The organism is Brachybacterium saurashtrense (assembly GCF_003355475.1).
GTDB classification, from domain to species: Bacteria; Actinomycetota; Actinomycetes; order Actinomycetales; family Dermabacteraceae; genus Brachybacterium; species Brachybacterium saurashtrense.
Genome location: NZ_CP031356.1, coordinates 895,034 through 919,854, shown reverse-complemented (window position 1 = coordinate 919,854; position 24,821 = coordinate 895,034). Strand labels below are relative to the sequence as shown.

Here is a 24,821-nt window from a genome sequence, read left to right as displayed (position 1 = left end):
CCTACGCCCCGGTGACCCGGGGTGAGAACAGCATGGTGAACCAGGACAGGACCCCGTCCAGTCGGGCGCCGAGGATCTGGACCAGCGCCTGACCGCCGGGGGTGGCCCAGAGCGCGACCGCGAGGGCGGCGAGGCCCGCGAGCGCCAGCAGCACCAGCTGGAAGGTGGAGATCCTCTGACGGTACAGGCGCGAGACGCCCTTGGCGTCGACCAGCTTGGAGCCGATCCGCAGACGGGTGAGGAAGGTGGAGCTCATGCCCGCCCGGCCCTTGTCGAGGAACTCCTCGAGGGTGCCGTGGGTGCCCACCGCCACGATCACGGAGGCCCCCTTCTCGTCCGCCAGCAGCATGGCGATGTCCTCGCTGGTGCCGGAGGCGGGGAAGGCGATCGCCCCGTCGTCCACCCCCAGCGCCTCGAGCCGCTCCATGCCCGGTGCCCGGCCGTCGCGGTAGGCGTGCACCACCAGCTCGGAGCCGCCGCGCAGCGCCCGATCGGAGACGGAGTCCATGTCGCCGATGATCATGTCGGGATGGAAGCCCGCCTCGATCACGGCGTCGGCGCCGCCGTCCACCCCGATGATCACCGGGCGGTTCTCGCGCAGGAACGGCTTCAGGGTGGCGAGGTCCTCCTTGTAGTGATAGCCGCGCACCACGATCAGCGCGGCGCGGCCGTCCAGGCGGGTGCGCACCTCCGGCGCGCCGATGCCGTCCAGCAGCAGGTCCCGCTCGCGGAGCATGTACTCCAGAGTGTTCTCCGCGAACAGCTCGAGCTGTTCGGAAAGTCCCTCGCGGGCGGCCTCGAGGGAGGCGGCGACGGTCTCGTCGTCCTGCCGGGTGCCGGAGGCGAGGAGCTCCTCGCCCCTGCTCACCGTGCCGCCCGCCACCGTGACCGTCTCCCCGTCGCGGACGTCCTCGAAGACGGCCTCGCCGAGCGAGTCCACCAGGGCGATGCCGGCGTCCAGCAGGATCCGCGGGCCGGCGTTCGGGTACCGGCCGGAGGTGGAGGCGGAGACGTTCAGCACCGCGGCGGGCTCCCGCTCCACCAGCGCCTCGGCCGCGACCCGGTCGATGTCCTCGTGGTCGATGATCGCGATGTCCCCGGGCTGGAGCCGCTTGGTGAGGTCCTTGGTGCGCTTGCCGAGTCTCGCCACACCGGAGATCGGGGCGGCGGGCCTCACCGCGCCGCTCCCGCGCCCGCACCGCCGCCGGCGGTCACCTCGCGGGCCTCGTCGAGCAGCTCCTCGGCGTGGGCGAGGGCGACGTCGGAGGCGTCGTCCCCGGCGAGCATGCGAGCGAGCTCGCGGATCCGGGCGGGACGCTCGAGCGTCTCGACGGTGGAGCTGGTGGCCCCGTCGTGGGAGCTCTTGACGATCTGCAGGTGGGTGCCGGCGTGCGCGGCGACCTGCGGCAGGTGCGTGACCACGATGACCTGCGCGTGGCGGGCGAGGCGGGCGAGGCGCTGCCCGACGGCGAGCGCGGCGCGCCCGCCGATGCCGGCGTCGATCTCGTCGAACACGAACACGGGCGCGGCGCTGCGATCGCTGCGGGAGGAGGACAGCGCAACCTCGAGCGCCAGCATCACGCGGGAGAGCTCGCCGCCGGAGGCCGCCTGCGCGACCGGGAGGTGCTCCGCGCCCGGGTGCGGGGCCAGACGGATCGCGACCGCGTCCCGGCCGTGGGCGCGATGGCTCTGGGCGGAGACCTCCACGGCGATGTCCGCATCGGGCATCTCGAGGTGACGCAGCTCCTCCTGCACGGCGGTCGAGAGCGCGCTCGCGGCCGCGGTGCGCGCCGCGGTGAGGCCGTCGGCGGCCTCGTCCAGCGCGGTCTCGAGGGCCGTGAGCCGGGTGGCGGCCTCGGCGCGCTCCTGCTCCGCGCCCTCGTAGCGGTCGAGGTCGACGGCCGCGCTGCGCGAGGCGGCGAGCAGGGCGGTGACGTCCTCGGAGGGGCCCTCCGGTCCCGGCAGCATCCCGCCCAGGTCCCGCACCAGCACGGTGAGGTCGTGGAGCCGCTCGTTGGCCTCCTGGATCCGTCCCGGGGAGGCGTCGATGTCCTCCGCGTAGCCGGAGAGCTCCGCGGCGACGTCGGAGAGCTCGATGCGCGCGGCGTCGACCCGCTCCAGCAGCGGCGCGAGGGTCGGGTCGGTGCGCGCGGCGCGGCCGAGCGATTCCGCGGCGACGGCGAGCAGCGGCCCGGCGGCGGGTCCGTCGTCGTCGCCGACCAGCGCGAGGGCGGCCTGCCCGGCCGCGCCCCGCAGCTCCTCCGCGTTGCCCAGACGCTCGATCTCGGCGCGCAGCGCCTCGTCCTCGCCCTCCTGGGGATCGGCCGCCTCGAGCCGTTCGAGGGCCTCCTGCAGCGCGGCGCCGTGCCGGTCGCGCTCGGACAGCAGCGCATCGAGCTCCACCACCCGCTGGGCGAGGGCGGAGCGTTCGCGCCACAGCTCGTGGTGCCGTGCCAGCAGGGGCGCGACCTCGTCGGCCGCGAAGCGGTCCAGGGCGTCCCGTTGGGCGTCCGGGTCCCGCAGCCGCTGCTGGTCGGCCTGGCCGTGCACGGTCACGGCGGTGCCGACGAGCCGGGCGAGGGTGCCGATGGGGACGGGCACCCCGCCGATCTGTGCGCGGGAGCGGCCGTCGCGGGTCACGCGCCGCACCACCAGCACCTCGCCCTCGTCCTCGTCGGCGCCGAGCTCGTCCAGGGCCTCGGTCAGCTCGGTGTGGCCGGTGAGGGCGAGGGTGCCGTCGACGGTGCTCGACTCCCGCGTGCGGCCGCGGTCCAGCCGGCCTCCGAGCAGCATGCTCAGACCGGTGACGATCATGGTCTTGCCGGCGCCGGTCTCGCCGGTGAGGGCGGTGAAGCCGGGGCCGAAGTCGAGGGTGGCGTCATCGATCACGCCGATGTGGCGGATGCGCAGGGTGGACAGCATCGGGGTCCCTCCGGCGTCAGCGGGTGCGGGGGCCGCGCCCCCGCCAGCCCACGACCGGCAGCTGGAACTTCTCGACCAGGCGATCCGCGAACGGGGTGGGCGCCAGGCGGGCCAGTCGCACGGACCGGTCCGCGAGGCGTGCCTCGATGCGCATCCCGGCGGTGATCTCCGCACCGCGGCGGCCGTCGAGCGTGAGGATGGCGTCCTCCCGGTTGTCGAGGGTCATCTCCACGGCCGCCTCGGAGGAGCGGCCCAGCACGAGCGGGCGCGCGAACAGGGCGTGCGCGGCGAGCGGGATCAGCATCATCGCATCCACCTCGGGCCAGATCACCGGCCCGCCGGCGCTGAACGCGTACGCGGTGGAGCCGGTGGAGGTGGACAGCAGCACTCCGTCGCAGCCGAAGGAGGAGACGGGACGGCCGTCGATCTCGATCGCCACGTTGATCATCTTCTGGCGGTCGGCCTTCTCCAGGGACGCCTCGTTCAGCGCCCAGTGCCGGGCCACGGGCCGGTCCTCGGCATCGAGCACAGCGATGTCGAGGGTGGAGCGCTCCTCGACCTCGTAATCGGCGTCCAGCAGCCGGGAGACGGTGATGGAGAGGTCCTCGACCTCGCTCTCGGCCAGGAAGCCCACGTGCCCCAGGTTCACGCCGTGGACGGGGACGTCCGCGTCCCGCACCGCTTCCAGGGCGCGCAGGATGGTGCCGTCGCCGCCGAGCACGATGCCCAGCTCGACGTCGTCGGCGGCGGAGACCGCCGCGCGCACGTCCACCGCGCCGTTGGTGAGGAAGGTGAGCAGCTTCGGCGGGGCGGCGTCCTCGGGCAGGGCGAGGATCTCCTCCACCTGGTCGTCGACCACCACGGCGCGGACACCGCGCACGCGCAGCTCCTCGAGCACGTTGAGCATCGCGCTCAGCGCGGCCCGGCGCCCGGTGTGCACGTACAGGAGGAACCGTCGCATGCTGGTCAGTCCTCCTCGGTGGTGTGCTGGTCACGGCGTCGGCGCGGACCGTCCCCGCGCACGGCCGACTCGATCATGTCACAGGCCTCGGCGTCCAGCGTGCAGGTGGCGCCGTGCGGGCGCAGATGCAGGAAGTACTCGCGGTTGCCGTCCTGGCCGGGCAGGGTGCTCGGTCCGACGGCCGACAGGCGCAGGTGCGCCGCCGCCGCCTCCTCCGCGACGCCGCGCACGGCCGCGGCGCGAGCGCGCTGATCGGTGACCACCCCGGACTTCGGCAGCGCCGACCGCCCCACCTCGAACTGCGGCTTCACCATCACCAGCAGCCCGCCGCCCGGTCGCACCACCCCTGCCAGCGGTGCGATCACCGTGCGCAGGGAGATGAAGGAGAGATCCGCGACCACGAGATCCACCGGGGCCCCGAGCAGGTCAGGGGTGAGATCCCGCACGCTGGTGCCGTCGCGGACCTCCACGCGCGGATCGTCGCGGACGTGCGCGGCGAGCTGGTCGTGACCGATGTCCACGGCGATCACCGCCGCGGCGCCGCGGCGCAGCAGCACGTCCGTGAACCCGCCGGTGGACGCGCCGGCGTCGAGGCACCGCAGCGCGGAGGGGTCCAGGGCGAGGGCGTCGAGGGCGCCGGCGAGCTTGTGCGCGGCGCGGGAGGCGTACTCGACCCCGTCGGGCACGTCGACCACCTCCAGCACCACGCCTGCAGCGACCGGGGTGGAGGGTTTGACCGCCGGGCGGCCGTCGAGACGGGCCCTTCCCTCCTCGATGATGCGCCTCGCGTGGCTGCGGGACCGGGCGAGCCCGGCCCCGAGCAGGGCGACGTCGAGTCGCTCGTCGCTCACCGGCCCGCGAGCTGCAGCTCGGCGCGGTCGCGGTCCCGCAGACGGCCGGTCCAGGGCTTCTCCGCGCTGTGGGTGCGCAGCAGGGCCAGCACCGCCCGCAGCACGCGCGGGTCCTCGGCCGCACCGTGGAGCACGATGTCGCCGTCGTCCCAGGCGGCGCTCACCGCACCGCAGCGGGAACCGTCCTGCGACACCACGGGGAGCGGGAAGGGAGCGGCGAGGGAGGAGAGATCGGGCAGCACGAACGTGGGCCGACGCACCGGCTCCGCGCGCAGCGCCGCCTCGACGCCGTCGACGCCCGTCAGCACGAGCAGGGAGTCCATCCCGGCGCGCACGGCGCCCTCGATGTCCGTGTCGAGGCGGTCGCCGATGATCAGCGGCCGCCGCGCACCGTGCTCGCGCGCCGCGATCTGGAACATCCCCGGTTCGGGCTTGCCGGCCACGTCCGGCACGGCGCCGGTGGCGTGGCGGAGCGCCGCGACCATCGACCCGTTGCCCGGGGCGAGCCCGCGCTCGGTGGGCAGCGTCGCATCGACGTTGGTGGCCATCCAGAGGGCACCGCGACGGATCGCGTAGGCGCCCTCGGCGAGTCGGCCCCAGTCGAGATCCGGGGACCAGCCCTGGACCACGGCGGCGACGTCCTCGGCATCGGTCCCCACCGGGGTGAGGCCCGCCTCGCGGATCTGAGCGGCGAGGCTCTCGCCGCCGACGACGAGCACCTTCTCCCCGGGAGCGAGACGATCGGCGAGGAGGCGCGAGGCGACCTGGGGCGAGGTCACGAACTCCTCGGGCCGGGCCGGGATGCCCACGTGGCCCAGATGCTCGGCGGCCTGCTGCGGAGTGCGGGACGCGTTGTTGGTGGCGAACACGACCGTGCGTCCCGCGGCCCGCGCGGTCTCGACCGACTCCGCGGCGTGCGGGATCGGTCGCGCGCCGTGCATCAGCGTGCCGTCGAGGTCGAACAGCAGCGCATCGTAGAGGTCGAGCAGGGACGGATCGGGGCGACGGATCATGCGCGCTCCCCCATCGTCGACGGGTCCTCCGCCTGCTGTGCGGCCTCGGCCGACTGTTCGTCCTCCGCGTCGGGATCGTAGGCATCGAGGACGGAGACCTGCTCGTCGTCGGCCCAGGTCGGCTCCTCCGCGGGGGCAGGGGCGGGACGGCCGAGCCGCTCGGCGGCATCGGTGAGCCCTTCGGTGTCCGCATCGGCGGCCAGCGTGATCCAGCGTCGCGACTCCTCCTGTCGGTCCGCCCGCGCCAGCAGGTCCGCGTAGGCCACCCAGAGACGCACCTGCCAGCGTCCGTCCACCTTGTGGCGCAGAGCGGGGATCTCGAGGGTGCGCAGGGCCGTGCCGATGTCACCGGTGTCCGCGTAGGCGCCGGCGACCACGATCATCAGCTCGATCGCCGGCTCGACGCCGAGGGACGAGGCGTCCTCGGAGGCCGCGATGTCCAGCGCCCGCTCGGGGCGGCCCAGTCCGCGCTCGGAGTCCGCGATCATCGGAAGCACATCGGTGCGACCCGTGATGCGCAGAGCGGTGCGCAGTTCGCGGGAGGCGGTGCGGAAGTCGCCGGCGTGGTAGGCGATGACGCCGTAGGTCTCCCGGACCGCACCCACACGACCACCCAATCGCGCCGCGAAGCGGGCGTGCGCCAGGGCGGTGTCGATGTCGCTCTCCTCGAGCAGATGGGCGGAGACCATGTGCCGCGCCACTCGCTCGGCCGTCTCCCGGCTGAGCCCCTGCAGCTCGGCGCGCACGTCCTTGTCGAGCTCGTTCCCGGTCACCCCGTCCAGAGTGCGCGGCTCGAGCGGGCGGTCGGCGCGCGCCTCCTGGCCGGGACGCCCTTCGCCGTACCCGGAGCGGGGGCCTCGGTCGTCACGACGGGGCCGATCATCGCGACGCCCCCGGTCGTCACGACGGGGCCGGTCCTCCCGCCACAGGCGGTCGTCGCGGCGCGGCCGCTGCTGACCCGTGCGCTCCCCGCCTCCGGAACGATCCGCACGGTCGGGGCGACCGTCGCCACGGGATCGGTCGTCACGGCGCGGTCGATCGTCACGGCGGGGACGGTCATCACGGCCGGGACGGTCGTCGCGGCGCGGACGGTCATCCCGCCACGAGCGCTCCTCGCGGCGCGGACGGTCATCGCGGCCCTGACGTCCGTCGCGCGCGCGCCCGCCGTCGCGGTGCGGACGGTGCTCACCGGAGCGGCGGTCGTCCCGCTCGCCGGCGTACTCACGGCGAGACCATGAGGAGCCACCCGAACGGGGACCCTGGCCTCCCCGACCGTCTCGACGCCGGTCCGAGCCCTCGGCGCGCTCGTCCCGGCCTCGTCCGCGCTCATCGGAGTGTCCGGAGCGAGTGTACGGACGTGCGGGGCGGTCCCTGCCGCTTCCGCTGCGGTCGTCCCGCTCGCGCCAGGATCCCCCTCGCGACGCGTCGCCCCCGCTGCGCGCCGCCCCCTGCCGGCGGGCGGAGGACGAGTGCGAGGCAGAACTCGTGAACTGCTTGTCCTGTCGCTGGCCGCCCCGGCTCTCGTCGCCGTCGCGGCGGCCACTGTTGTCGTTGCTGTGATCAGCCACCCGTGGACCGTCCGTCTCTTCGTCTCGCCCTATGTGTTTGTCTCCGAGGAGCCTAAGGGAACCAGGCCCGTTGACCCTCAGGTAACGCCCTGGTCCGTGACAGCATTCACCCGCGTTCGGAGGAGCTCCGCGACGCTCGCCGAGCCGGTGCTCGCCCACCCCCATGGTGCTCTCGACAGCCGCGATCCAGGGTGCGCGTCGTGTGGAAACTGCTCCGGAGCGTCCCGGGCGGTCTCCGGGCGGAGCGGCACGCACGTCTCCCGAGCCGGCGTCTCTCGAGCCCAGCATCGTGGCCCGTGCCCTCAGTCGGGACCCGCCACACCGCGCGGACACACCGCACAGGCGCCCCGGCATCGTGCAACATTCCGCGGACGCACCTCGAGCTGTCGGCGCCGTCGCCGGTGCCGCGATGCCGAGCCGGTTCGCCGTTGCGCTCTCGCAGGTGCGCTGCTCGAGAAGGTCGTCCCGCCGGCCAGCCCCTACCGGGACGACACATGTGCGCGGGCGTGACGAGCGTTCTGCGATGACACTCTTTCGGGCATGAAGAAAGGGAGTGGAGGAGGCGAACACCCGACACATATCGGGGTTCAGCAACTCCTCCACTCCCAGTGAAGGATGTCCGGCGGCGACCTACTCTCCCACACCCTCCCGAGTGCAGTACCATCGGCGCTATCGAGCTTAGCTTCCGGGTTCGGAATGGAACCGGGCGTTTCCTCGACGCTATGACCGCCGTAACACGACGAGACTCAACCAGCCCCCACACACCAGCACACGCCAGTACGCAGCGGGGTTGCTCCTCGAGAACCGCACAGTGGACGCGAACACACACAGCAAACAATCAACACAAAACACCATGTTGTTGTAAGTCATCAGCCATTAGTACCAGTCAGCTCCACACATTACTGTGCTTCCACATCTGGCCTATCAACCCAGTCATCTACTGGGGGCCTCACACACCTCAAGGGTGCAAGGATATCTCATCTCGAAGCAGGCTTCCCGCTTAGATGCTTTCAGCGGTTATCCCTTCCCGACGTAGCCAACCAGCCATGCCCTTGGCAGAACAACTGGCACACCAGAGGTCAGTCCATCCCGGTCCTCTCGTACTAGGGACAGGACTTCTCAAATATCCAACGCGCGCAGCGGATAGGGACCGAACTGTCTCACGACGTTCTAAACCCAGCTCGCGTACCGCTTTAATAGGCGAACAGCCTAACCCTTGGGACCAACTCCAGCCCCAGGATGCGACGAGCCGACATCGAGGTGCCAAACCATGCCGTCGATATGAGCTCTTGGGCAAGATCAGCCTGTTATCCCCGGGGTACCTTTTATCCGTTGAGCGACACCCATTCCACAATGAGGTGCCGGATCACTAGTTCCTGCTTTCGCACCTGCCCGACATGTCTGTCTCGCAGTCAAGCTCCCTTGTGCACTTACACTCAACACCTGATTGCCAACCAGGCTGAGGGAACCTTTGAGCGCCTCCGTTACTCTTTAGGAGGCAACCGCCCCAGTTAAACTACCCATCAGACACTGTCCCTGATCCGGATCACGGACCGAGGTTAGGAATCCAGAACGACCAGAGTGGTATTTCAACAATGACTCCACACTCACTGGCGTGAATGCTTCCCAGTCTCCCACCTATCCTACACAAGCCGTCCCGAACACCAATATCAAACTATAGTAAAGGTCCCGGGGTCTTTCCGTCCTGCTGCGCGTAACGAGCATCTTTACTCGTAATGCAATTTCGCCGAGTTCGCGGTTGAGACAGTGGAGAAGTCGTTACGCCATTCGTGCAGGTCGGAACTTACCCGACAAGGAATTTCGCTACCTTAGGATGGTTATAGTTACCACCGCCGTTTACTGGGGCTTAAATTCTCAGCGTCGACACCCGAAAGCGTCTAACCGGTCCTCTTAACCTTCCAGCACCGGGCAGGCGTCAGTCCGTATACAGCGTCTTACGACTTCGCACGGACCTGTGTTTTTAGTAAACAGTCGCTTCTCCCTGGTCTCTGCGGCCCTCCCCGCTCTCACGGATCGGGCCCCCCTTCTCCCGAAGTTACGGGGGCATTTTGCCGAGTTCCTTAACCACGATTCTCTCGAACGCCTCGGTATTCTCTACCTGATCACCTGAGTCGGTTTAGGGTACGGGCGACCGTATTCGTCACGCCGGGACTTTTCTAGGCAGTACAGGATCACTCTCCTTGTTCCCCGAAGGGTTCTCCCCATCACGTCTCACCCACACGACCCCAGCATTACCCGGGATCGGGCTGCACGCTTGGACGGAGTATTCCATTAACTCCGCGGAAGCTGCCTCACTGCGTCATCCCACACGCTGACCTACTACAACCTTGGTTCCCAGCCTCACCATCACCCCTGCCCCGAAGGGCAGGGAGACAGCTCGGGTGGTTAGCATCGACTGCCTCGGTATGGGTCCTCCTACGATCGGTACGGGAATATCAACCCGTTGTCCATCGACTACGCCTGTCGGCCTCGCCTTAGGTCCCGACTAACCCAGGGCGGATTAACCTGGCCCTGGAACCCTTGATCAATCGGCGGACGGGTTTCTCACCCGTCTTTCGCTACTCATGCCTGCATTCTCACTCGTGCAGCCTCCACCACTGGGTTCCCCCGCGGCTTCGCCGGCTGCACGACGCTCCCCTACCCACCCAGCCCCAAGGACTGAGTGACACAGCTTCGGCGGTGTGCTTGAGCCCCGCTAAATTGTCGGCGCAGAATCACTTGACCAGTGAGCTATTACGCACTCTTTCAAGGGTGGCTGCTTCTAAGCCAACCTCCTGGTTGTCTCAGCAACTCCACATCCTTTTCCACTTAGCACACGCTTAGGGGCCTTAGCTGATGTTCTGGGCTGTTTCCCTCTCGACCATGAAGCTTATCCCCCACAGTCTCACTGCTGCGCTCTCACGTACCGGCATTCGGAGTTTGGCTAAGGTCAGTAACCCGGTGGGGCCCATCGCCTATCCAGTGCTCTACCTCCGGCACGAAACACGCAACGCTGCACCTAAATGCATTTCGGGGAGAACCAGCTATCACGAAGTTTGATTGGCCTTTCACCCCTATCCACAGGTCATCCCCTCCATTTTCAACTGAAGTGGGTTCGCGCCTCCACGCGGTCTTACCCGCGCTTCACACTGCCCATGGATAGATCACTTCGCTTCGGGTCTAGAGCCGGCGACTGAACGCCCCGTTCAGACTCGCTTTCGCTACGGCTACCCCACACGGGTTAACCTCGCCACCGACCACTAACTCGCAGGCTCATTCTTCAAAAGGCACGCCGTCACCCCTCAAGGCTCCGACGGATTGTAAGCGCACGGTTTCAGGTACTATTTCACTCCCCTCCCGGGGTGCTTTTCACCTTTCCCTCACGGTACTTGTCCGCTATCGGTCACAAGGTAGTATTCAGGCTTACCAGGTGGTCCTGGCAGATTCACACCGGATTTCACGGGCCCGGTGCTACTCGGGAACAGCGTCACGCCATGCAGCAGTTTCGTCTACGGGGGTCACACCCTCTACGCCGTCGCACTCACCACGACTTCGACTACCACTACACGTACACGCCGATGAGCCGGCAGACCCATCCAACACGTCCCACAACCCCTGACCTGCAACCCCTGCCGGGTATCACACAGACCAGGTTTAGCCTCCTCCGCTTTCGCTCGCCACTACTCACGGAATCACTATTGTTTTCTCTTCCTGCGGGTACTGAGATGTTTCACTTCCCCGCGTTCCCTCCACACCGCCTATACATTCAGCGGCAGGTACCACGACATGACTCGTGGTGGGTTTCCCCATTCGGACATCCTCGGATCACAGCTCTGTTGTCAACTCCCCGAGGCTTAACGCAGACTCACACGTCCTTCGTCGGCTCCTTGTGCCAAGGCATCCACCGTGCGCCCTTTAAAACTTACGGCAACACAAAGACACTTTGCGCTATAAAAATTGCTTACAAGATGCTCGCGTCCACTATACAGTTCTCAAAAAACAACCCCACACCCACCACACACACCCACAAGGCGCCCATGACAGGGGAGACCAGCCACACACCCCCACCCGTTCCCGAAGAAACCAGAAAAGGGGCCGCGTGCAGCCTCACAACCCAATAGCGTGTCTCCACCTCGAACCCACACCACCACAGGTCCGTTCCCCACCCCACAAGAGGGGCCGTACTAGAACCCGGCAGTGCCGGCGAAGTGCCCATCCATCGATGTTCCACCCTTGAGCAACCGCCCCCACCACACTCGGGCAGGCAGACGGCCACCAATATTGGTGATGCTCCTTAGAAAGGAGGTGATCCAGCCGCACCTTCCGGTACGGCTACCTTGTTACGACTTAGTCCCAATCACCGATCCCACCTTCGACAGCTCCCTCACGAGGATGGGCCACTGGCTTCGGGTGTTACCGACTTTCGTGACTTGACGGGCGGTGTGTACAAGGCCCGGGAACGTATTCACCGCAGCGTTGCTGATCTGCGATTACTAGCGACTCCGACTTCATGGGGTCGAGTTGCAGACCCCAATCCGAACTGAGGCCGGCTTTTTGGGATTCGCTCCACCTCACAGTTTCGCAACCCATTGTACCGACCATTGTAGCATGCTTGAAGCCCAAGACATAAGGGGCATGATGATTTGACGTCGTCCCCACCTTCCTCCGAGTTGACCCCGGCAGTCTCCTATGAGTCCCCACCATCACGTGCTGGCAACATAGAACAAGGGTTGCGCTCGTTGCGGGACTTAACCCAACATCTCACGACACGAGCTGACGACAACCATGCACCACCTGTGCACCAGTCCGAAGAAAGCCACATCTCTGCAGCCGTCCAGTGCATGTCAAGCCTTGGTAAGGTTCTTCGCGTTGCATCGAATTAATCAGCATGCTCCGCCGCTTGTGCGGGCCCCCGTCAATTCCTTTGAGTTTTAGCCTTGCGGCCGTACTCCCCAGGCGGGGCACTTAATGCGTTAGCTACGGCGCGGAAAACGTGGAATGTCCCCCACACCTAGTGCCCAACGTTTACGGCATGGACTACCAGGGTATCTAATCCTGTTCGCTACCCATGCTTTCGCTTCTCAGTGTCAGTAATGGCCCAGAGACCTGCCTTCGCCATCGGTGTTCTTCCTGATATCTGCGCATTTCACCGCTACACCAGGAGTTCCAGTCTCCCCTACCACACTCTAGCCTGCCCGTACCCACCGCACGCCCGAGGTTGAGCCTCGGGTTTTCACGGCAGACGCGACAAGCCACCTACAAGCTCTTTACGCCCAATAATTCCGGACAACGCTTGCGCCCTACGTATTACCGCGGCTGCTGGCACGTAGTTAGCCGGCGCTTCTTCTGCAGGTACCGTCACTCTCGCTTCTTCCCTACTGAAAGAGGTTTACAACCCGAAGGCCGTCATCCCTCACGCGGCGTCGCTGCATCAGGCTTTCGCCCATTGTGCAATATTCCCCACTGCTGCCTCCCGTAGGAGTCTGGGCCGTGTCTCAGTCCCAGTGTGGCCGGTCGCCCTCTCAGGCCGGCTACCCGTCATCGCCTTGGTGAGCCATTACCTCACCAACAAACTGATAGGCCGCGAGTCCATCCCCCACCAATAAATCTTTCCAACACCCACCATGCGATGAGTGTTCGTATCCGGTATTAGCCACGATTTCCCGAGGTTATCCCGAAGTGGGGGGCAGGTTACTCACGTGTTACTCACCCGTTCGCCACTAATCAGGCGGTGCAAGCACCACCGTCATCGTTCGACTTGCATGTGTTAAGCACGCCGCCAGCGTTCGTCCTGAGCCAGGATCAAACTCTCCATGAAAAACATGAAAAACAGTATCCTGACAACAGAAACAAACAACCAGCATTTCTGCTGTATCATCCGTTTCAAAATTGCCATTCAAAATAATGGCATCGATAAACAGACACGCTATTGAGATATCAAGCAACACGCGCACTCAGTGCTCTGAACCCTTCCGGGCCTTCGCTCCGAGGCAACTCCGCTAACTTAGCCGGATCAGTTCTCCGAGTCAAATCGGTGCGGTGTGATCCGCGCCGCGATCCTCTCCCGGAAGACCTGTCGTGCCAGGTCAGTGCGGGAATCTCGGTCCGGATCGCTGTCCGCTCCTCGTTCCCGTTGTCCGGGGCACGAGGAAGAACATTACGCACCTCCACAGACCCCGTCAAGCCAGAACGGCCCTTTTCGAGGTGTCCTCGGCCACATCGTGCCCAGCCGGGGGGCGGGTGCCGCTGTTCCTGCAGGTCAGCGCTCTGCGGCGGGGGAGCCAGCCCGTCACCGCGGGCGATGGCCTGGCCGCAGCGCCCGAGACCGCCGGTGACCTGTCAGGCCGGCTGTGCGAGGTGTCCCGCAGCGGCCGCGGGCACCACTCCCCGGTGGAGCGCCACGATCCCGCCGCTGAGGTTGCGGAACTGGGTGCGCTCGAGGCCCGCGGCCTCGAACCACCCCCGCAGCGACTCCTGGTCCGGCCACTCCAGGATCGACTCGGCGAGGTACTCGTAGGCGTCGACCGTCGTGGCGAAGCGACCGGCCACCGCAGGCATCGCCCGCAGCAGGTACTTCTCGTACACGGTGCGCAGCGGCGCCCAGCTCGGCGTGGAGAACTCGCACACGACCACGCGGCCGCCCGGCCGCACCACCCGGACCATCTCCGCGAGCGCCTGCCGGGGCTGGTGGACGTTGCGCAGTCCGAAGGAGATCACCGCGGCGTCGAACACGCCGTCGGCGAAGGGAAGGTGCTGTCCGTCCGCTCCCACGAACGGCACGGGGGCACCGCGGCGCCTGCCCTCGCTCATCATGCCCAGCGAGAAGTCCGCGGCCACCACCTTCCCGCCGGCACGCGCGATCGCCGCGCTCGAGGTGCCGGTCCCGGCGGCGAGGTCCAGCACGGCCTCCCCCGCGGCGAGATCGAGGGCATCGACCATCAGGTTCCGCCACATGCCCACCTGTCCCAGCGCGGCGATGTCGTTCATGAGGTCGTAGCGCCCGGCGATGCCGTCGAACATGGTCGCGACGTCCTGGGGCTGCTTCTCGAGATCGGCACGGCTCATGCCCTGATCCTGCCATGCCGTCGTCTCTCCGCGGACCGCTCGCGGCCGGGTGGGCCTCCGCTGGAACAATGGGGCCGGGCGCCCGCGCCGGTGCCCGTCCGTGGCCTTCCCGGCCGTCCCGTCCGTCGGCCCGCCCTCCCCGAAGGAGTTCCCGAATGACCGCTGACCGCTCCGCCCGCTCCGATGCCGTGCGCTCCGTGTCGATCCCCGCGTCCCTGCTGCCGCGGGACGGCCGCTTCGGATCGGGTCCCTCGCGGATCCGTGACGAGCAGATGTCCACGCTGCAGTCCGTCCATCGCTCGGTGATGGGCACCTCGCACCGGCAGGCCCCGGTGAAGGACCTCGTCGGCCGGGTGCGGGCCGGGCTCGGCGAGCTGTTCGCCCTGCCCGAGGGGTATGAGGTGGTGCTCGGCAACGGCGGCTCCACCGCGTTCTGGGACGTGGCGGTCTTCTCCCTGATCGAGCAGCGCGCGCAGCACCTGGTGCTGGGCGAGTTCTCCCAGAAGTTCGCCGCGGAGTCCGCCGGGGCGCCGCACCTCGCCGATCCCGAGGTGCTGCGCGCGGAGCCCGGAGCCCTGCCGCAGCCCGTCGCCTCCGCCGACGTGGACGTCTACGCCTGGCCCCACAACGAGACCTCCACCGGGGTGATGGTGCCGGTGCGCCGGCCCGAGGGCGCCGGCTCCGAGCAGCTGGTGCTGGTCGATGCGACCTCCGTGGCCGGGGCCGCGGCGGTGGACATCACCCAGGCGGACGCGTACTACTTCGCACCGCAGAAGGCGTTCGCCTCGGACGGCGGCCTGTGGCTGAGCGTGCTCTCCCCCGCGGCGATCGAGCGGGCCGAGCGCCTGGCGCAGGACGGCTCCCGCTGGATCCCCTCGTTCCTCTCGCTCACCAGCGCCATCGACAACTCGCGCAAGGACCAGACCCTCAACACCCCGGCCGTCGCCACGCTGGTGCTGCTCGCCGAGCAGATCGAGTGGATCCTGGGCCACGGGGGGCTGGCCTGGGCGGACCAGCGCACCCGCACCACCAGCGGCATGCTCCAGGACTGGGCGGCGCGCCGCGAGGAGATCACGCCGTTCGTCGCGGAGCCGTCCGCCCGCTCGCAGGTGGTGACCACTCTGGACGTCGACGAGTCGATCGACGCCGCCGCGATCACCTCCGTGCTGCGCGCGCACGGTGTGGTGGACATCGAGCCGTACCGCAAGCTGGGCCGCAATCAGCTGCGCATCGCGACCTTCCCCGCCGTCGGCGAGGAGGACGTCGCCGCGTTGATCGCGGTGCTCGACCACGTGCTGGACAGCACTGCCGGGGCCTGATCCGCGCTCCCCCGGCGCGGCGCGACGGCCGGATCCTGCGGGATCCGGCCGTCATGCTGCGAGGGTGCCCCTGTGCGTCGAGTCGCGCCGTGTGGGCGGCCGGCCCGGGACGCTCAGTCCCGGGGAGGCAGGAGGATCTCGCGCAGCGCGCGGGTGCCCTCCCGCAGCGCCGCCTGCTGCGCCTCGGAGGCGCTCTCGATCCGCTCGCGCAGCCAGGCATGGCGCCGCTCGCGCCCGGCGACGACCTGACGTCGTCCCTCCTCGGTGAGGCTCACCAGCACCTGGCGGCCGTCGGCCGGATGCGCACCTCGCCGCACCAGGCCGGCCTGCTCCAACCGGCCCAGCAGGCGCGTCATCACCGGGGGGCTCACGTGGTCGAACTCGGCGAGGGCGCCGGGGGTGGACTCCCCGTTGCGCTCGAGGTACGCGAGCACCGAGAACTGGGAGACGGAGATCTCCCCGGACTCGACCTGGGAGCGCAGGATGCGCGTGGAGACGAGCAGCACGCGCTGCAGATCCGCCGCGAGCTCCGCGGAGTCCTGACCCGCGTCCCCGCCCGTCCCCACCTCGGCTCCGCCGGTCCTCTCCTCGGCTCCGGACGATCCGGCCCCCGCGTCGCTCACAGCAGCAGGCCCTCGATCGCGCCGCGCAGGAAGTAGACGACGAACAGCAGGGCGATGAGATACATCAGCCAGTGCACCTCACGCGCCTTGCCGCGCACCATCCGGATCAGCACGTACATCACGAAGCCCGCGCCCATGCCCACCGTGATCGAGTACGCGAAGGGCATCAGGATGATGGTGAGGAAGGAGGGCACCGCGATCTCGACATCGGTGAAGTCGATATCCCTCACCTGGGTCATCATCAGGAAGCCCACCATCACCAGCGCCGGGGTGGCGGCCTCGTAGGGCACCATCGCCACCAGCGGGGAGAGGAACGTCGAGGCGAGGAACAGCATGCCCACCACCACGGAGGCGAGGCCCGTGCGCGCGCCCTCGGCGACGCCGGAGGTGGACTCCACGAAACTGGTGTTCGAGGAGACGCCGCCCACGCCGCCGGCGATCGCTGCGACCGAGTCGACCACCAGGATGCGCTGGGAGTGCGGGATGTCGCCGTCCTCCTCGACCAGTCCGGCGCCGCTGGCCACGCCCACCATCGTGCCCATGGTGTCGAAGAAGTCCGCCAGCAGCAGGGAGAAGACGATCACGGTCGCCCCCACCACTCCGGCGGCGGTGATCCCGCCGAGGGGGTCGACGGTGAACAGCGTGGCGAAGTCCGGCATCTGCACCGGGAACTCGGTGATCGCCGGGACGTTCATCGCCCAGCCGTCGGGGTTGCCCGGAGCGTCCCCGCTCGGGGCCTCGAACGCGCCCAGGTGCAGCACGCGCTCGATCAGCAGTGCGAGCCCGGTCGCGCCCAGGATCGCGAGGAGGATCGCGCCGGGGACCTTCCGGATCCAGAGCACGAACATGGTGAGCAGGCCGGCGACGAAGACGAACGTGGGCCATCCGGTGAGGGAGCCGTCGTTGCCCAGTTGCACCGGGGTGCCCGCCGCGGTGGTCACGAACTTCGCGTTGAACAGCCCGAGGAAGGCGATGAACAGGCCGATGCCCACGGCGATGGCGGTCTTGAGGAAGGCCGGGACGGCGTCGAACACCGCCTTGCGGAAGCCGGTGAGCACGAGCACGAGGATCACCACGCCCTCCAGCAGCACCATGCCCATCGCGCCGCCCCAGGTCATGCCGGGCAGCGGGACCACCGAGTAAGCGAGGTACGCGTTCAGGCCCAGGCCCGCCGCCAGCGCGAGCGGGAACTTCGCCCAGGTCCCCATGAGGATGCTCAGCAGGCCCGCGACGAGCGCGGTGCCCGCCGCGACCGCGGGCAGGTTCGGCTCGGTGCCGCCGCCCAGGTACATGCCGGTGGAGTCCGGGACGGTCCCGATGATCAACGGGTTCAGCACCACGATGTAGCACATCGAGAAGAACGTGACCATGCCGCCGCGGAGTTCGCGGCCCACCGTGGAGCCGCGCTCGGTGATGCCGAACCAGCGGTCGAGCCGGCTGCGGGGCGCGGCGGATGCCGCGGGAGCGGCCGGGGTCGAGGGATCTGCCTGCTGCATGGACAGATCGTATCCGGCGCGCGCCGCAGGGCCGGTCGCGCGCCGGGGGTTCAGGCCACGGGCGTGAGCGGGTTCTCGGTCTCGAGGCGCCGGGAGTAGCGGTAGTACTCGGCGAGCTCGAGCCGGGAGGCGGCCGCCTCGTCGACCACCACCACTACGTCGGGGTGGAGCTGCAGGACGGTCGCAGGCCACCGCGCGCTGATCGCGCCCTCCGCGAGCTGCGCCACCGCCTCCGCCTTCTGCGCGCCGGTGGCGGTGAGCACGATCCTGCGTGCCTCGAGGATGGTGCCCAGTCCCTGGCTCAGCGCCCGCACCGGGACGTCCGCCGCGCTGGCGAAGTAGCGGGAGTTGTCCTCGATGGTGGAGCGGGTGAGCCCCACCACCCGGGTGCGGGAGGCGAGCGAGCTGCCGGGCTCGTTGAAGGCGATGTGCCCGTTGGAGCCGATCCCGAGGATCTGCAGATCCACTCCCCCGGCCTCCACGAGCCGGCGATCGTAGGAGGCGGCCTCTGCGACGGGATCCGCGGCGGTGCCGTCCGGGGAGACCACGGCGGCGTCGTCGATGTCCACGTGGGAGGTGAAGTTCTCGCGGATGAAGTGGTGGTAGCTCTGCGGGTGCCCGGCCGGCAGGCCCACGTACTCGTCGAGCAGGAACGCCCTGCTGCCGGCGAAGGAGAGCCCCTCCTCCCGGTGGCGACGGATCAGCTCGGTGTAGGCCGGGACCGGCGAGGAGCCGGTGGCCAGGCCGAGCACCGCCCCGCGAGGACCCGCCTCGCGCAGGGTCCGCGCGAACTGGTCCGCGACGACCTCCGCGCCCGTCGCGCCGTCCTCCACGATGTGGATCTCCATCCCGTCCCGTCCTTCCGTCCCGAGACGCGCCCACCGCCACCGAGGTGCCCGTCGGCGGCGGTCCCCGGTGAGCGCCGCCCACGCGGCCGATGCTGTCGGCCGCTGCGGCGGGATGCTGCGGGGTGCTGCGCGTGAATGCTGCTGATGCTGGAAACTGCGCGATATGGCGCTGGAACGAGCATACCCGCTCATCGGGCGCGGGGGCACAGGCTGTCCACGTGACCCCGGACGCACGAACGCCGCCGCACCGGAGTGCGGCGGCGTTCGTGCGCGGAGCAGGAGGGGACGTCAGCGCGAGCGACGTCCCCGCCGACTCACTTCTTCTTGCCGGCGTTCGCGGCGTACTCGAACGCCGCGCGCGGGGTCTCCGTCTGCGGGATGCCGATGATGTCGCGGCGGGAGAGCAGGGTGGTCGCCCAGCCGGCGAGGACGGAGGCCTTCCGACCCAGGGTGGGCATCGCGTAGACGTGGTACGCACGGGCCATGGCCCAGGCCGGGAGGCCGCGCACGTCGATCTCCTTCTCGCCCAGCTGCAGACGGCCCACACCCTTGTACATGCCCAGGGTCGCCATCACGCCGAGGTTCTTGTGGTAGTAGTCCACCAGCGGACGGCCCTGGACGGACCGCGCGATGTTGTCGGCCAGACGCTTCGCCTGACGCACCGCGTGCTGGGCGTTGGGCGGGCAGAACTTGCCCTCGCCGGAGGCGAGATCCGGCACGGCGGCGCAGTCGCCGGCCGCGAAGACGTTGTCGAACGGGCCGTCGACGCCGTTGACGCGCAGGTCCGGCAGCGCCTCGAGCTTGCCCATCAGCGGGCCGCGCTCGGTGACCACGGGGAGGTCGGAGGACTCCTCGTCGGCGAGCACCGGAGCGGGCTTGACGCCGGCGTTCCACACCAGCAGGTCGGTCTCGAACTCGTCGCCGTCGCTGGTCTTGATGACGCCGTTCTCGGCGGAGTTGAGGAAGGTCTCGAGCTTGACCTCGATGCCGCGCTCCCGCAGCTGGTTCAGCACGTAGGCGCGCTGGTCCTCGGTGAGCTCGGGGAAGATGAACGGCGCGCCGTCCACCAGCACGAAGCGGATGTCCGAGGAGTGCAGGTCGGGGTAGTAGCGCAGCGCGTCGCGCACCATGTCCTCGGCCTCGGAGACCGCCTCGCCGCCGGCGAAGCCGCCGCCGATGAAGGTGAAGGTGAGCAGCCGCTTGCGGGCGGCCGGATCCTTGGTGGTCGCGGCCTCGCCGAGGTTCGCGAGGATGCGGTCGCGCACGGCCGTGGCCTCCTCGACCTGCTTGAAGCCGATCGCGTTCTCCGCCAGGCCGGGGATCGGCAGCAGTCGCGGCACGGCGCCCAGGCCGACCACGAGGTAGTCGTAGGCGATCTCGAGCTTCTCGTCGTCCTCGAGGTCCACCACCACGGTGTTCTCCGCGCTGCGGATCGCGGAGACGGAACCGGTGACGACCTTCGCCCCCGGCAGGATCTTCCGCAGCGGCGCGAGCACGTTGCGCGGATCGATGCTGCCCGCCCCGACCTCGGGCAGGAACGGGGCGTAGGTCATGTACGGCCGCGGGTCGACGACGGTGATCGAGACCTCCGCACCGAGAGTCTTGCGCAGCTCGGAGGCGGTCGTCAGACCGACGGATCCGCCTCCCAGGATGAGGACGTGGGGCTTGCCGCCGAAAGTATTGGTCATGCCCACAGAATAGGTCCGTCGCGCCGAGGACACAAAAGTGCCCAGTGACTGGGAATGCTGTGGTCAGGGCACCCGGTCGAGCAGGTCCAGGGCGAGGCCGTCGAGGATGTCGTGCTCGCTGGTGCGGGTGGCGTCGATCCCGGACAGGCGGGAGACGCGCTCGACGATGCGCGACCAGATCAGCGCGCCGGCGCCGATCACGTCGATCCGACCTGGATGGATGACGGCATGGCGGGAGCGCTGCGCGTGGGACTCGCGCAGCAGCGCGGCGCAGACCTCCTGCACCTCGGGCACGCTCAGCCGGGCCCCGTGGGTGACGTCGGGACGATAATCCTCGATCCCGGCCGCCACGGCGGTGACCGTGGTCACCGTCCCGGCGACGCCGACGAGCGAGGCGGCACGGCCCAGCGGCACTTCCTGCTCGGCGCGGTCGAGGTGGTGGTCGATGTCCGCCACGGCCGCCGCGATCTCGTCCACACGAGGCGGATCGGTGTGCAGGTGCCGCTCGGTCATCCGCACCGAGCCCATGTCCAGGCTGATGCGGTGGCTCGGGGAGCCCACGCCGAGCACCAGCTCGGTGGAGCCGCCGCCGATGTCCACCACCAGGCTCGGCCCCTCCGGGAGGTCCCCGATCGTGCTCACCGCGCCGCGGAAGGAGAGCGCCGCCTCCTCCTGCCCGGTGATCACCTCGGGCCGCACGCCGAGGATCTGCTCGATCCCCTCGATGAACTCGTCGCGGTTGGAGGCGTCGCGGGTCGCGGAGGTGGCCACGAACCGGATGTCCTGGGTGCGCACGCCGTGGTGCACGATCAGCTCGCGGTAGCGGCGGGCGGCCTCCAGGGTGCGCTCGACGGCGACGGGATCGAAGCGGCCGGTGCGATCCACCCCCAGGCCCAGGCGCACCATCTCCAGCCGGCGCTCGAGATCCACCAGCGCTCCGGTGGCCTCGTCGCGGCGGGCGATGAGCAGGCGGATCGAGTTGGTGCCGCAGTCGATCGCGGCGACGGGCGCGCTCATCGCTCCTCCTCCGTCTCCTCGCAGCGGCACACCAGCTCCGGCGCCGCCCCCTCGATGCCCGCCAGCACCTCGTCGGCGATCGGGTTGACGCCCGGCCCCTCGGCGAGGGCCTGGCCGGCCAGGGCGTGGAGGCACTTGACGCGGGTGGGCATGCCGCCGGCGCTGACGTGCGCGACCTCCTCGGCCTCGCCGATCTCCGCCCGACGGGCCAGGTAGCGCTCGTGCGCGCGTCGGTACGCGGCGGCGAGCTCCGGCTCCTGCGCGATGCGCTCGGTGAGCTCGGCCATCCGCCCGGTGCCCTCCACGCGGGAGAGCTCCAGGGTGAGCCAGGGCAGGGTGAGGTAGAGCGAGGTGGGAAACGGGGTGCCGTCCTCGAGACGCGGGGCGGTGCGCACCACGGCCGGTCGGCCGCAGCCGCAGCGCCGGGCGATGGAGACCACCCCGCGCATGTCACGGCCCAGCTGCGCGCGCATCACCTCGAGGTCCTCCGCGGTGGCGGAGCTCTCGTGGGGCAGCGGCGCGAGGGGCGTCTCGGCGCGGGACGGCGGGGCAGGTGTGGTCACTGATCGGTGTCCTCGTCATCGGTGTCGTCGGCGGGGTCCTGCTCGGGGACGTCCTCGTCGGTGGAGCCGACCTCGTCGGGGATGTCCTCGGGGGTGAGCCGGCTGGAGCCCTCCACGCTCTCCCAGAGCACGGAGAACCACTCCCCCTCCTTCGCCTCCTCCGCGGCCTGCTGGGCCTCGGTGAGGGGGACGTCCCGCCCGGAGGTGTCGGTGAGCCGGTACTGGGTCTCGCCGGGCATCGCGAACAGCAGGCGCTCGCGGGCCCGGGCGGCCACGTAGCTCGGATCCTCCCAGCGGGCCACCTGGGCGCGGAGGTCCTCGACCTCCGCCTCCTGCTGGGCCACCTGGGTGCGCAGCTCGGAGAGCTGCTGCCGCTGGGCCACGTAGGTGTTCACCGTCGGCACCAGCGCGGCGAGGGCCACGACCACCAGGGCGACCAGTGCGAGGGTGCGCCGGGTGATGGTGATGCCGGGACCGTCCTCCTCGGCCTCGGCCGGGGCCGGCGCGGCAGGGCGGGACGCGGGCGCCGGGCGGCGCGTGCGGGAGCCGGAGGCGGGGCCCGATCGCGTCGTGGCGCCGGGCCCGGAGCTGCCGCGGCCCCCGGTGCGCCGCCCCCCGGACGCAGGGACCGGGCGCCTCGTCGATCGCGGGGCGCCCGGTCGTCTGCTGCTCATGCCAGGAGGTTACCGCCTCCCGCTGGGCGGAGTCAGGAGGCGTAGCGGGGGAACGCCGACGCGCCCGCGTAGCGGGCGGCCTCCCCCAGCTCCTCCTCGATGCGCAGCAGCTGGTTGTACTTCGCCACGCGCTCGCCGCGGGCCGGGGCGCCGGACTTGATCTGGCCGCAGTTGGTGGCCACGGACAGATCCGCGATGGTGGTGTCCTCGGTCTCGCCGGAGCGGTGGGACATCATGGCCTTGAAGCCCGCGCGGTGCGCGAGATCCACGGCGTCGAGGGTCTCGGAGAGCGAGCCGATCTGGTTGACCTTCACCAGCAGCGCGTTGCCCGCGCCCTCGGCGATGCCGCGGCCCAGGCGCTCGGGGTTGGTGACGAACAGGTCGTCGCCCACCAGCTGGGTCTTCGCGCCGAGACGCTCGGTGATGGCCTTCCAGCCGTCCCAGTCCTCCTCATCCAGCGGGTCCTCGATGGAGACCAGCGGGTAGGCGTCGACCAGCTCGGCGTAGTAGTCGACCATCTCGGCGGCGGTCTTCTGCGCCCCCTCGAAGGTGTAGGCGCCGTTCTCGAAGAACTCGGAGGCGGCGACGTCGAGGGCGAGCGCGACGTCCTTCCCGGCCTCGAAGCCGGCGCGGCCGATGGCCTCGACGATCAGGTCCAGCGCGGCGCGGTTGGACTCGAGGTTCGGGGCGAAGCCGCCCTCGTCGCCGAGTCCGGTGGCCAGACCCCGCTCCTTGAGCACGGCCTTCAGCGCGTGGTACACCTCGGCGCCCACGCGCATCGCCTCGGAGAAGGTCTCCGCGCCGATCGGGGCGATCATGAACTCCTGGATGTCGACGTTGGAGTCCGCGTGCGAGCCGCCGTTGAGGATGTTCATCATCGGCACGGGCAGGACGTGGGCGTTCGGGCCGCCGACGTACTGGTAGAGCGGCACGCCCGCGGAGTCCGCGGCGGCGCGGGCCACGGCCAGGGAGACGCCGAGGATCGCGTTGGCGCCCACGGTCCCCTTGTTGGCGGTGCCGTCGAGCGCGATCATCGCGGCGTCGATCGCGCGCTGCTCCTGGACGTCCATGCCCAGGATCGCCGGCTGGATGTCCGCGACCACGGCGTTGACCGCGTCGAGCACGCCCTTGCCGAGGTAGCGGCCCTTGTCGCCGTCGCGGCGCTCGACGGCCTCGAACTGGCCGGTGGAGGCGCCGGAGGGCACGGCGGCGCGGGCGACCGTGTCGTCGCTGAGCAGGATCTCCACCTCGACGGTGGGGTTGCCGCGGGAATCGAGGATCTCGCGGGCGTGAACGGCATCGATCAGAGCTGCCATGGGCTGTTCCTTCCTTCGGTGATGAAGTTCGAATCGTCCGGTCGGCGCTGACCGTCCGCGGGCCAGTCTAGGCGGTGGCCCCTGCGGTGCGGTCCCCGGTCCCCGCCTCGGGATCCTCCCCGCCCCGTGCCGCGGGCCCCAGTCGGCTCCCGGTCCTCGCCAGCAGGGCGCGCAGCGCGGACTCGGGGTCCACGTCGCGGGACTCCGCGGCGACCACGAGGTCCAGCAGCGCGCGGCCCACATCACCGCCCCAGTCCTCGGCGTCCTCGTCGCCGCAGGCCCCGTCGGCCGCCTCCAGCAGCTCGGCGAGCCGGCCCGCGGAGCGGGCGCGGTGCACGGCCTTGGCGGCCCTCTGCAGCGCGGGCAGCGCGGCGGGGATCCCCTCCAGCCAACCCTTCTCGCGGGCGCCGGCCGCGGCGCGCTCGGCGGCCTTGACGGCGTGCCACTGGGCGATGATCTGCTCGACGTCCGACGGGTCCTCGAGCGCCTCCTCGGCACGCTCGGCGAAGACGTGCGGGTTGCGGCGCTCCATCTTGGCGACGAAAGCGAGGGCCACGTCGTCGACGTCCCACGCGGGCTCCTGCTCCTGGCCCACCCGGGCGTGGAACAGGATCTGGAAGAGCAGGTCGCCGAGCTCGTCGGCGAGGGCTCCGGGACCGTGCCCGGCGGGGTCGTCGATCACCTCGAGCACCTCGTGGGTCTCCTCGAGGAGGTAACGGGCGAGCGAGGCGTGGGTCTGCTGGTGGGTCCAGGCGTCCCCGTCGGGGCCCCGCAGCGCCTCCATCACCTCGACGGCGCGCACCAGGGCGGCGCCGCGCGGGGCACCGGCGGGCTCGGGCTTCGGCGCAGGCTCTCGCGCGGGCTTCGGCGCGTCGGTGGAGTCGCTCACGCGCCGAC

General features: G+C 69.5%; 18 protein-coding genes and 3 rRNA genes. 1 reads left to right on the top strand and 20 read right to left on the bottom strand.

Translation table 11 applies throughout. The annotated features are described in order from the left end of the window. Nucleotide 1: 1 nt before the first annotated feature. From steA to DWV08_RS04145, 11 genes are all read right to left on the bottom strand, one after another. Nucleotides 2–1,177: a putative cytokinetic ring protein SteA gene (gene steA / locus DWV08_RS04190; RefSeq protein WP_162801493.1), complete on the bottom strand. Its 1,176-nt coding sequence runs from the start codon at nucleotides 1,175–1,177 to the stop codon at nucleotides 2–4. Next, nucleotides 1,174–2,922 carry a DNA repair protein RecN gene (gene recN, locus DWV08_RS04185; RefSeq protein WP_115412647.1) on the bottom strand — a complete coding sequence of 583 codons (1,749 nt, stop codon included), beginning with the start codon at nucleotides 2,920–2,922 and terminating at the stop codon, nucleotides 1,174–1,176. The genes steA and recN overlap by 4 nt, the downstream gene beginning before the upstream one ends. 16 nt (nucleotides 2,923–2,938) lie before the next feature. Further along, nucleotides 2,939–3,883, bottom strand: coding sequence for an NAD kinase (locus tag DWV08_RS04180; protein ID WP_115412646.1), 945 nt, complete (start codon nucleotides 3,881–3,883; stop codon nucleotides 2,939–2,941). 5 nt (nucleotides 3,884–3,888) lie between these two features. Continuing rightward, entirely contained in the window at nucleotides 3,889–4,734 is an 846-nt protein-coding gene (locus DWV08_RS04175) for a TlyA family RNA methyltransferase (RefSeq protein WP_115412645.1), read from the bottom strand. Beyond that, nucleotides 4,731–5,747: an HAD-IIA family hydrolase gene (locus tag DWV08_RS04170; RefSeq protein ID WP_115412644.1), complete on the bottom strand. Its 1,017-nt coding sequence runs from the start codon at nucleotides 5,745–5,747 to the stop codon at nucleotides 4,731–4,733. The genes DWV08_RS04175 and DWV08_RS04170 overlap by 4 nt, the downstream gene beginning before the upstream one ends. Then, nucleotides 5,744–6,520: a tetratricopeptide repeat protein gene (locus DWV08_RS04165; protein WP_241237391.1), complete on the bottom strand. Its 777-nt coding sequence runs from the start codon at nucleotides 6,518–6,520 to the stop codon at nucleotides 5,744–5,746. The genes DWV08_RS04170 and DWV08_RS04165 overlap by 4 nt, the downstream gene beginning before the upstream one ends. Continuing rightward, on the bottom strand, nucleotides 6,517–7,077 hold the full coding sequence (locus DWV08_RS16700) for a hypothetical protein (RefSeq protein WP_162801455.1): 561 nt from the start codon (nucleotides 7,075–7,077) through the stop codon (nucleotides 6,517–6,519). Before DWV08_RS16700 ends, DWV08_RS04165 begins: the two co-directional genes overlap by 4 nt. Nucleotides 7,078–7,932: 855 nt before the next feature. Continuing rightward, a 5S ribosomal RNA gene (rrf, locus tag DWV08_RS04160) occupies nucleotides 7,933–8,049 on the bottom strand. A gap of 123 nt (nucleotides 8,050–8,172) precedes the next feature. Next, a 23S ribosomal RNA gene (locus DWV08_RS04155) occupies nucleotides 8,173–11,243 on the bottom strand. A gap of 370 nt (nucleotides 11,244–11,613) precedes the next feature. Beyond that, nucleotides 11,614–13,133: ribosomal RNA gene (locus tag DWV08_RS04150) — 16S ribosomal RNA — on the bottom strand. Together the 16S, 23S and 5S rRNA genes form the textbook arrangement of a ribosomal RNA operon. Before the next feature lie 521 nt (nucleotides 13,134–13,654). Beyond that, on the bottom strand, nucleotides 13,655–14,380 hold the full coding sequence (locus DWV08_RS04145) for a demethylmenaquinone methyltransferase (RefSeq protein WP_115412643.1): 726 nt from the start codon (nucleotides 14,378–14,380) through the stop codon (nucleotides 13,655–13,657). Between the two features lie 155 nt (nucleotides 14,381–14,535). On the opposite strand from DWV08_RS04145, the gene serC reads away from it, so the two are divergent. After that, entirely contained in the window at nucleotides 14,536–15,699 is a 1,164-nt protein-coding gene (gene serC / locus DWV08_RS04140; protein WP_115412642.1) for a phosphoserine transaminase, read from the top strand. Nucleotides 15,700–15,812: 113 nt separating this feature from the next. Here serC and DWV08_RS04135 read toward each other — a convergent pair whose 3' ends face one another. The 9 genes from DWV08_RS04135 to DWV08_RS04095 form a co-directional block, all read right to left on the bottom strand. Next, nucleotides 15,813–16,265, bottom strand: coding sequence for a MarR family winged helix-turn-helix transcriptional regulator (locus DWV08_RS04135; protein WP_115412641.1), 453 nt, complete (start codon nucleotides 16,263–16,265; stop codon nucleotides 15,813–15,815). A gap of 53 nt (nucleotides 16,266–16,318) precedes the next feature. Further along, nucleotides 16,319–17,818, bottom strand: coding sequence for an NCS2 family permease (locus DWV08_RS04130; protein ID WP_115412640.1), 1,500 nt, complete (start codon nucleotides 17,816–17,818; stop codon nucleotides 16,319–16,321). Nucleotides 17,819–17,868: 50 nt separating this feature from the next. Continuing rightward, nucleotides 17,869–18,666 carry a glucosamine-6-phosphate deaminase gene (nagB, locus tag DWV08_RS04125; RefSeq protein ID WP_115412639.1) on the bottom strand — a complete coding sequence of 266 codons (798 nt, stop codon included), beginning with the start codon at nucleotides 18,664–18,666 and terminating at the stop codon, nucleotides 17,869–17,871. 314 nt (nucleotides 18,667–18,980) lie between these two features. Continuing rightward, a complete protein-coding gene (locus DWV08_RS04120; protein ID WP_115412638.1) occupies nucleotides 18,981–20,354 on the bottom strand; it encodes an NAD(P)/FAD-dependent oxidoreductase in 1,374 nt (457 codons plus the stop codon). Between the two features lie 63 nt (nucleotides 20,355–20,417). Beyond that, nucleotides 20,418–21,371: a Ppx/GppA phosphatase family protein gene (locus DWV08_RS04115; protein WP_115412637.1), complete on the bottom strand. Its 954-nt coding sequence runs from the start codon at nucleotides 21,369–21,371 to the stop codon at nucleotides 20,418–20,420. Further along, nucleotides 21,368–21,934, bottom strand: a complete 567-nt coding sequence (locus DWV08_RS04110; RefSeq protein ID WP_420897521.1) for a DUF501 domain-containing protein — start codon at nucleotides 21,932–21,934, stop codon at nucleotides 21,368–21,370. Before DWV08_RS04110 ends, DWV08_RS04115 begins: the two co-directional genes overlap by 4 nt. Continuing rightward, the gene (locus DWV08_RS04105; RefSeq protein ID WP_162801492.1) at nucleotides 21,931–22,608 is read right to left on the bottom strand and encodes an FtsB family cell division protein; all 678 of its coding nucleotides are present in this window, start codon (nucleotides 22,606–22,608) and stop codon (nucleotides 21,931–21,933) included. The genes DWV08_RS04110 and DWV08_RS04105 overlap by 4 nt, the downstream gene beginning before the upstream one ends. Nucleotides 22,609–22,640: 32 nt before the next feature. Continuing rightward, nucleotides 22,641–23,924: a phosphopyruvate hydratase gene (gene eno, locus DWV08_RS04100; RefSeq protein ID WP_115412636.1), complete on the bottom strand. Its 1,284-nt coding sequence runs from the start codon at nucleotides 23,922–23,924 to the stop codon at nucleotides 22,641–22,643. Between the two features lie 67 nt (nucleotides 23,925–23,991). Next, entirely contained in the window at nucleotides 23,992–24,813 is an 822-nt protein-coding gene (locus DWV08_RS04095) for a MazG nucleotide pyrophosphohydrolase domain-containing protein (RefSeq protein WP_241237443.1), read from the bottom strand. Nucleotides 24,814–24,821 lie beyond the last annotated feature (8 nt).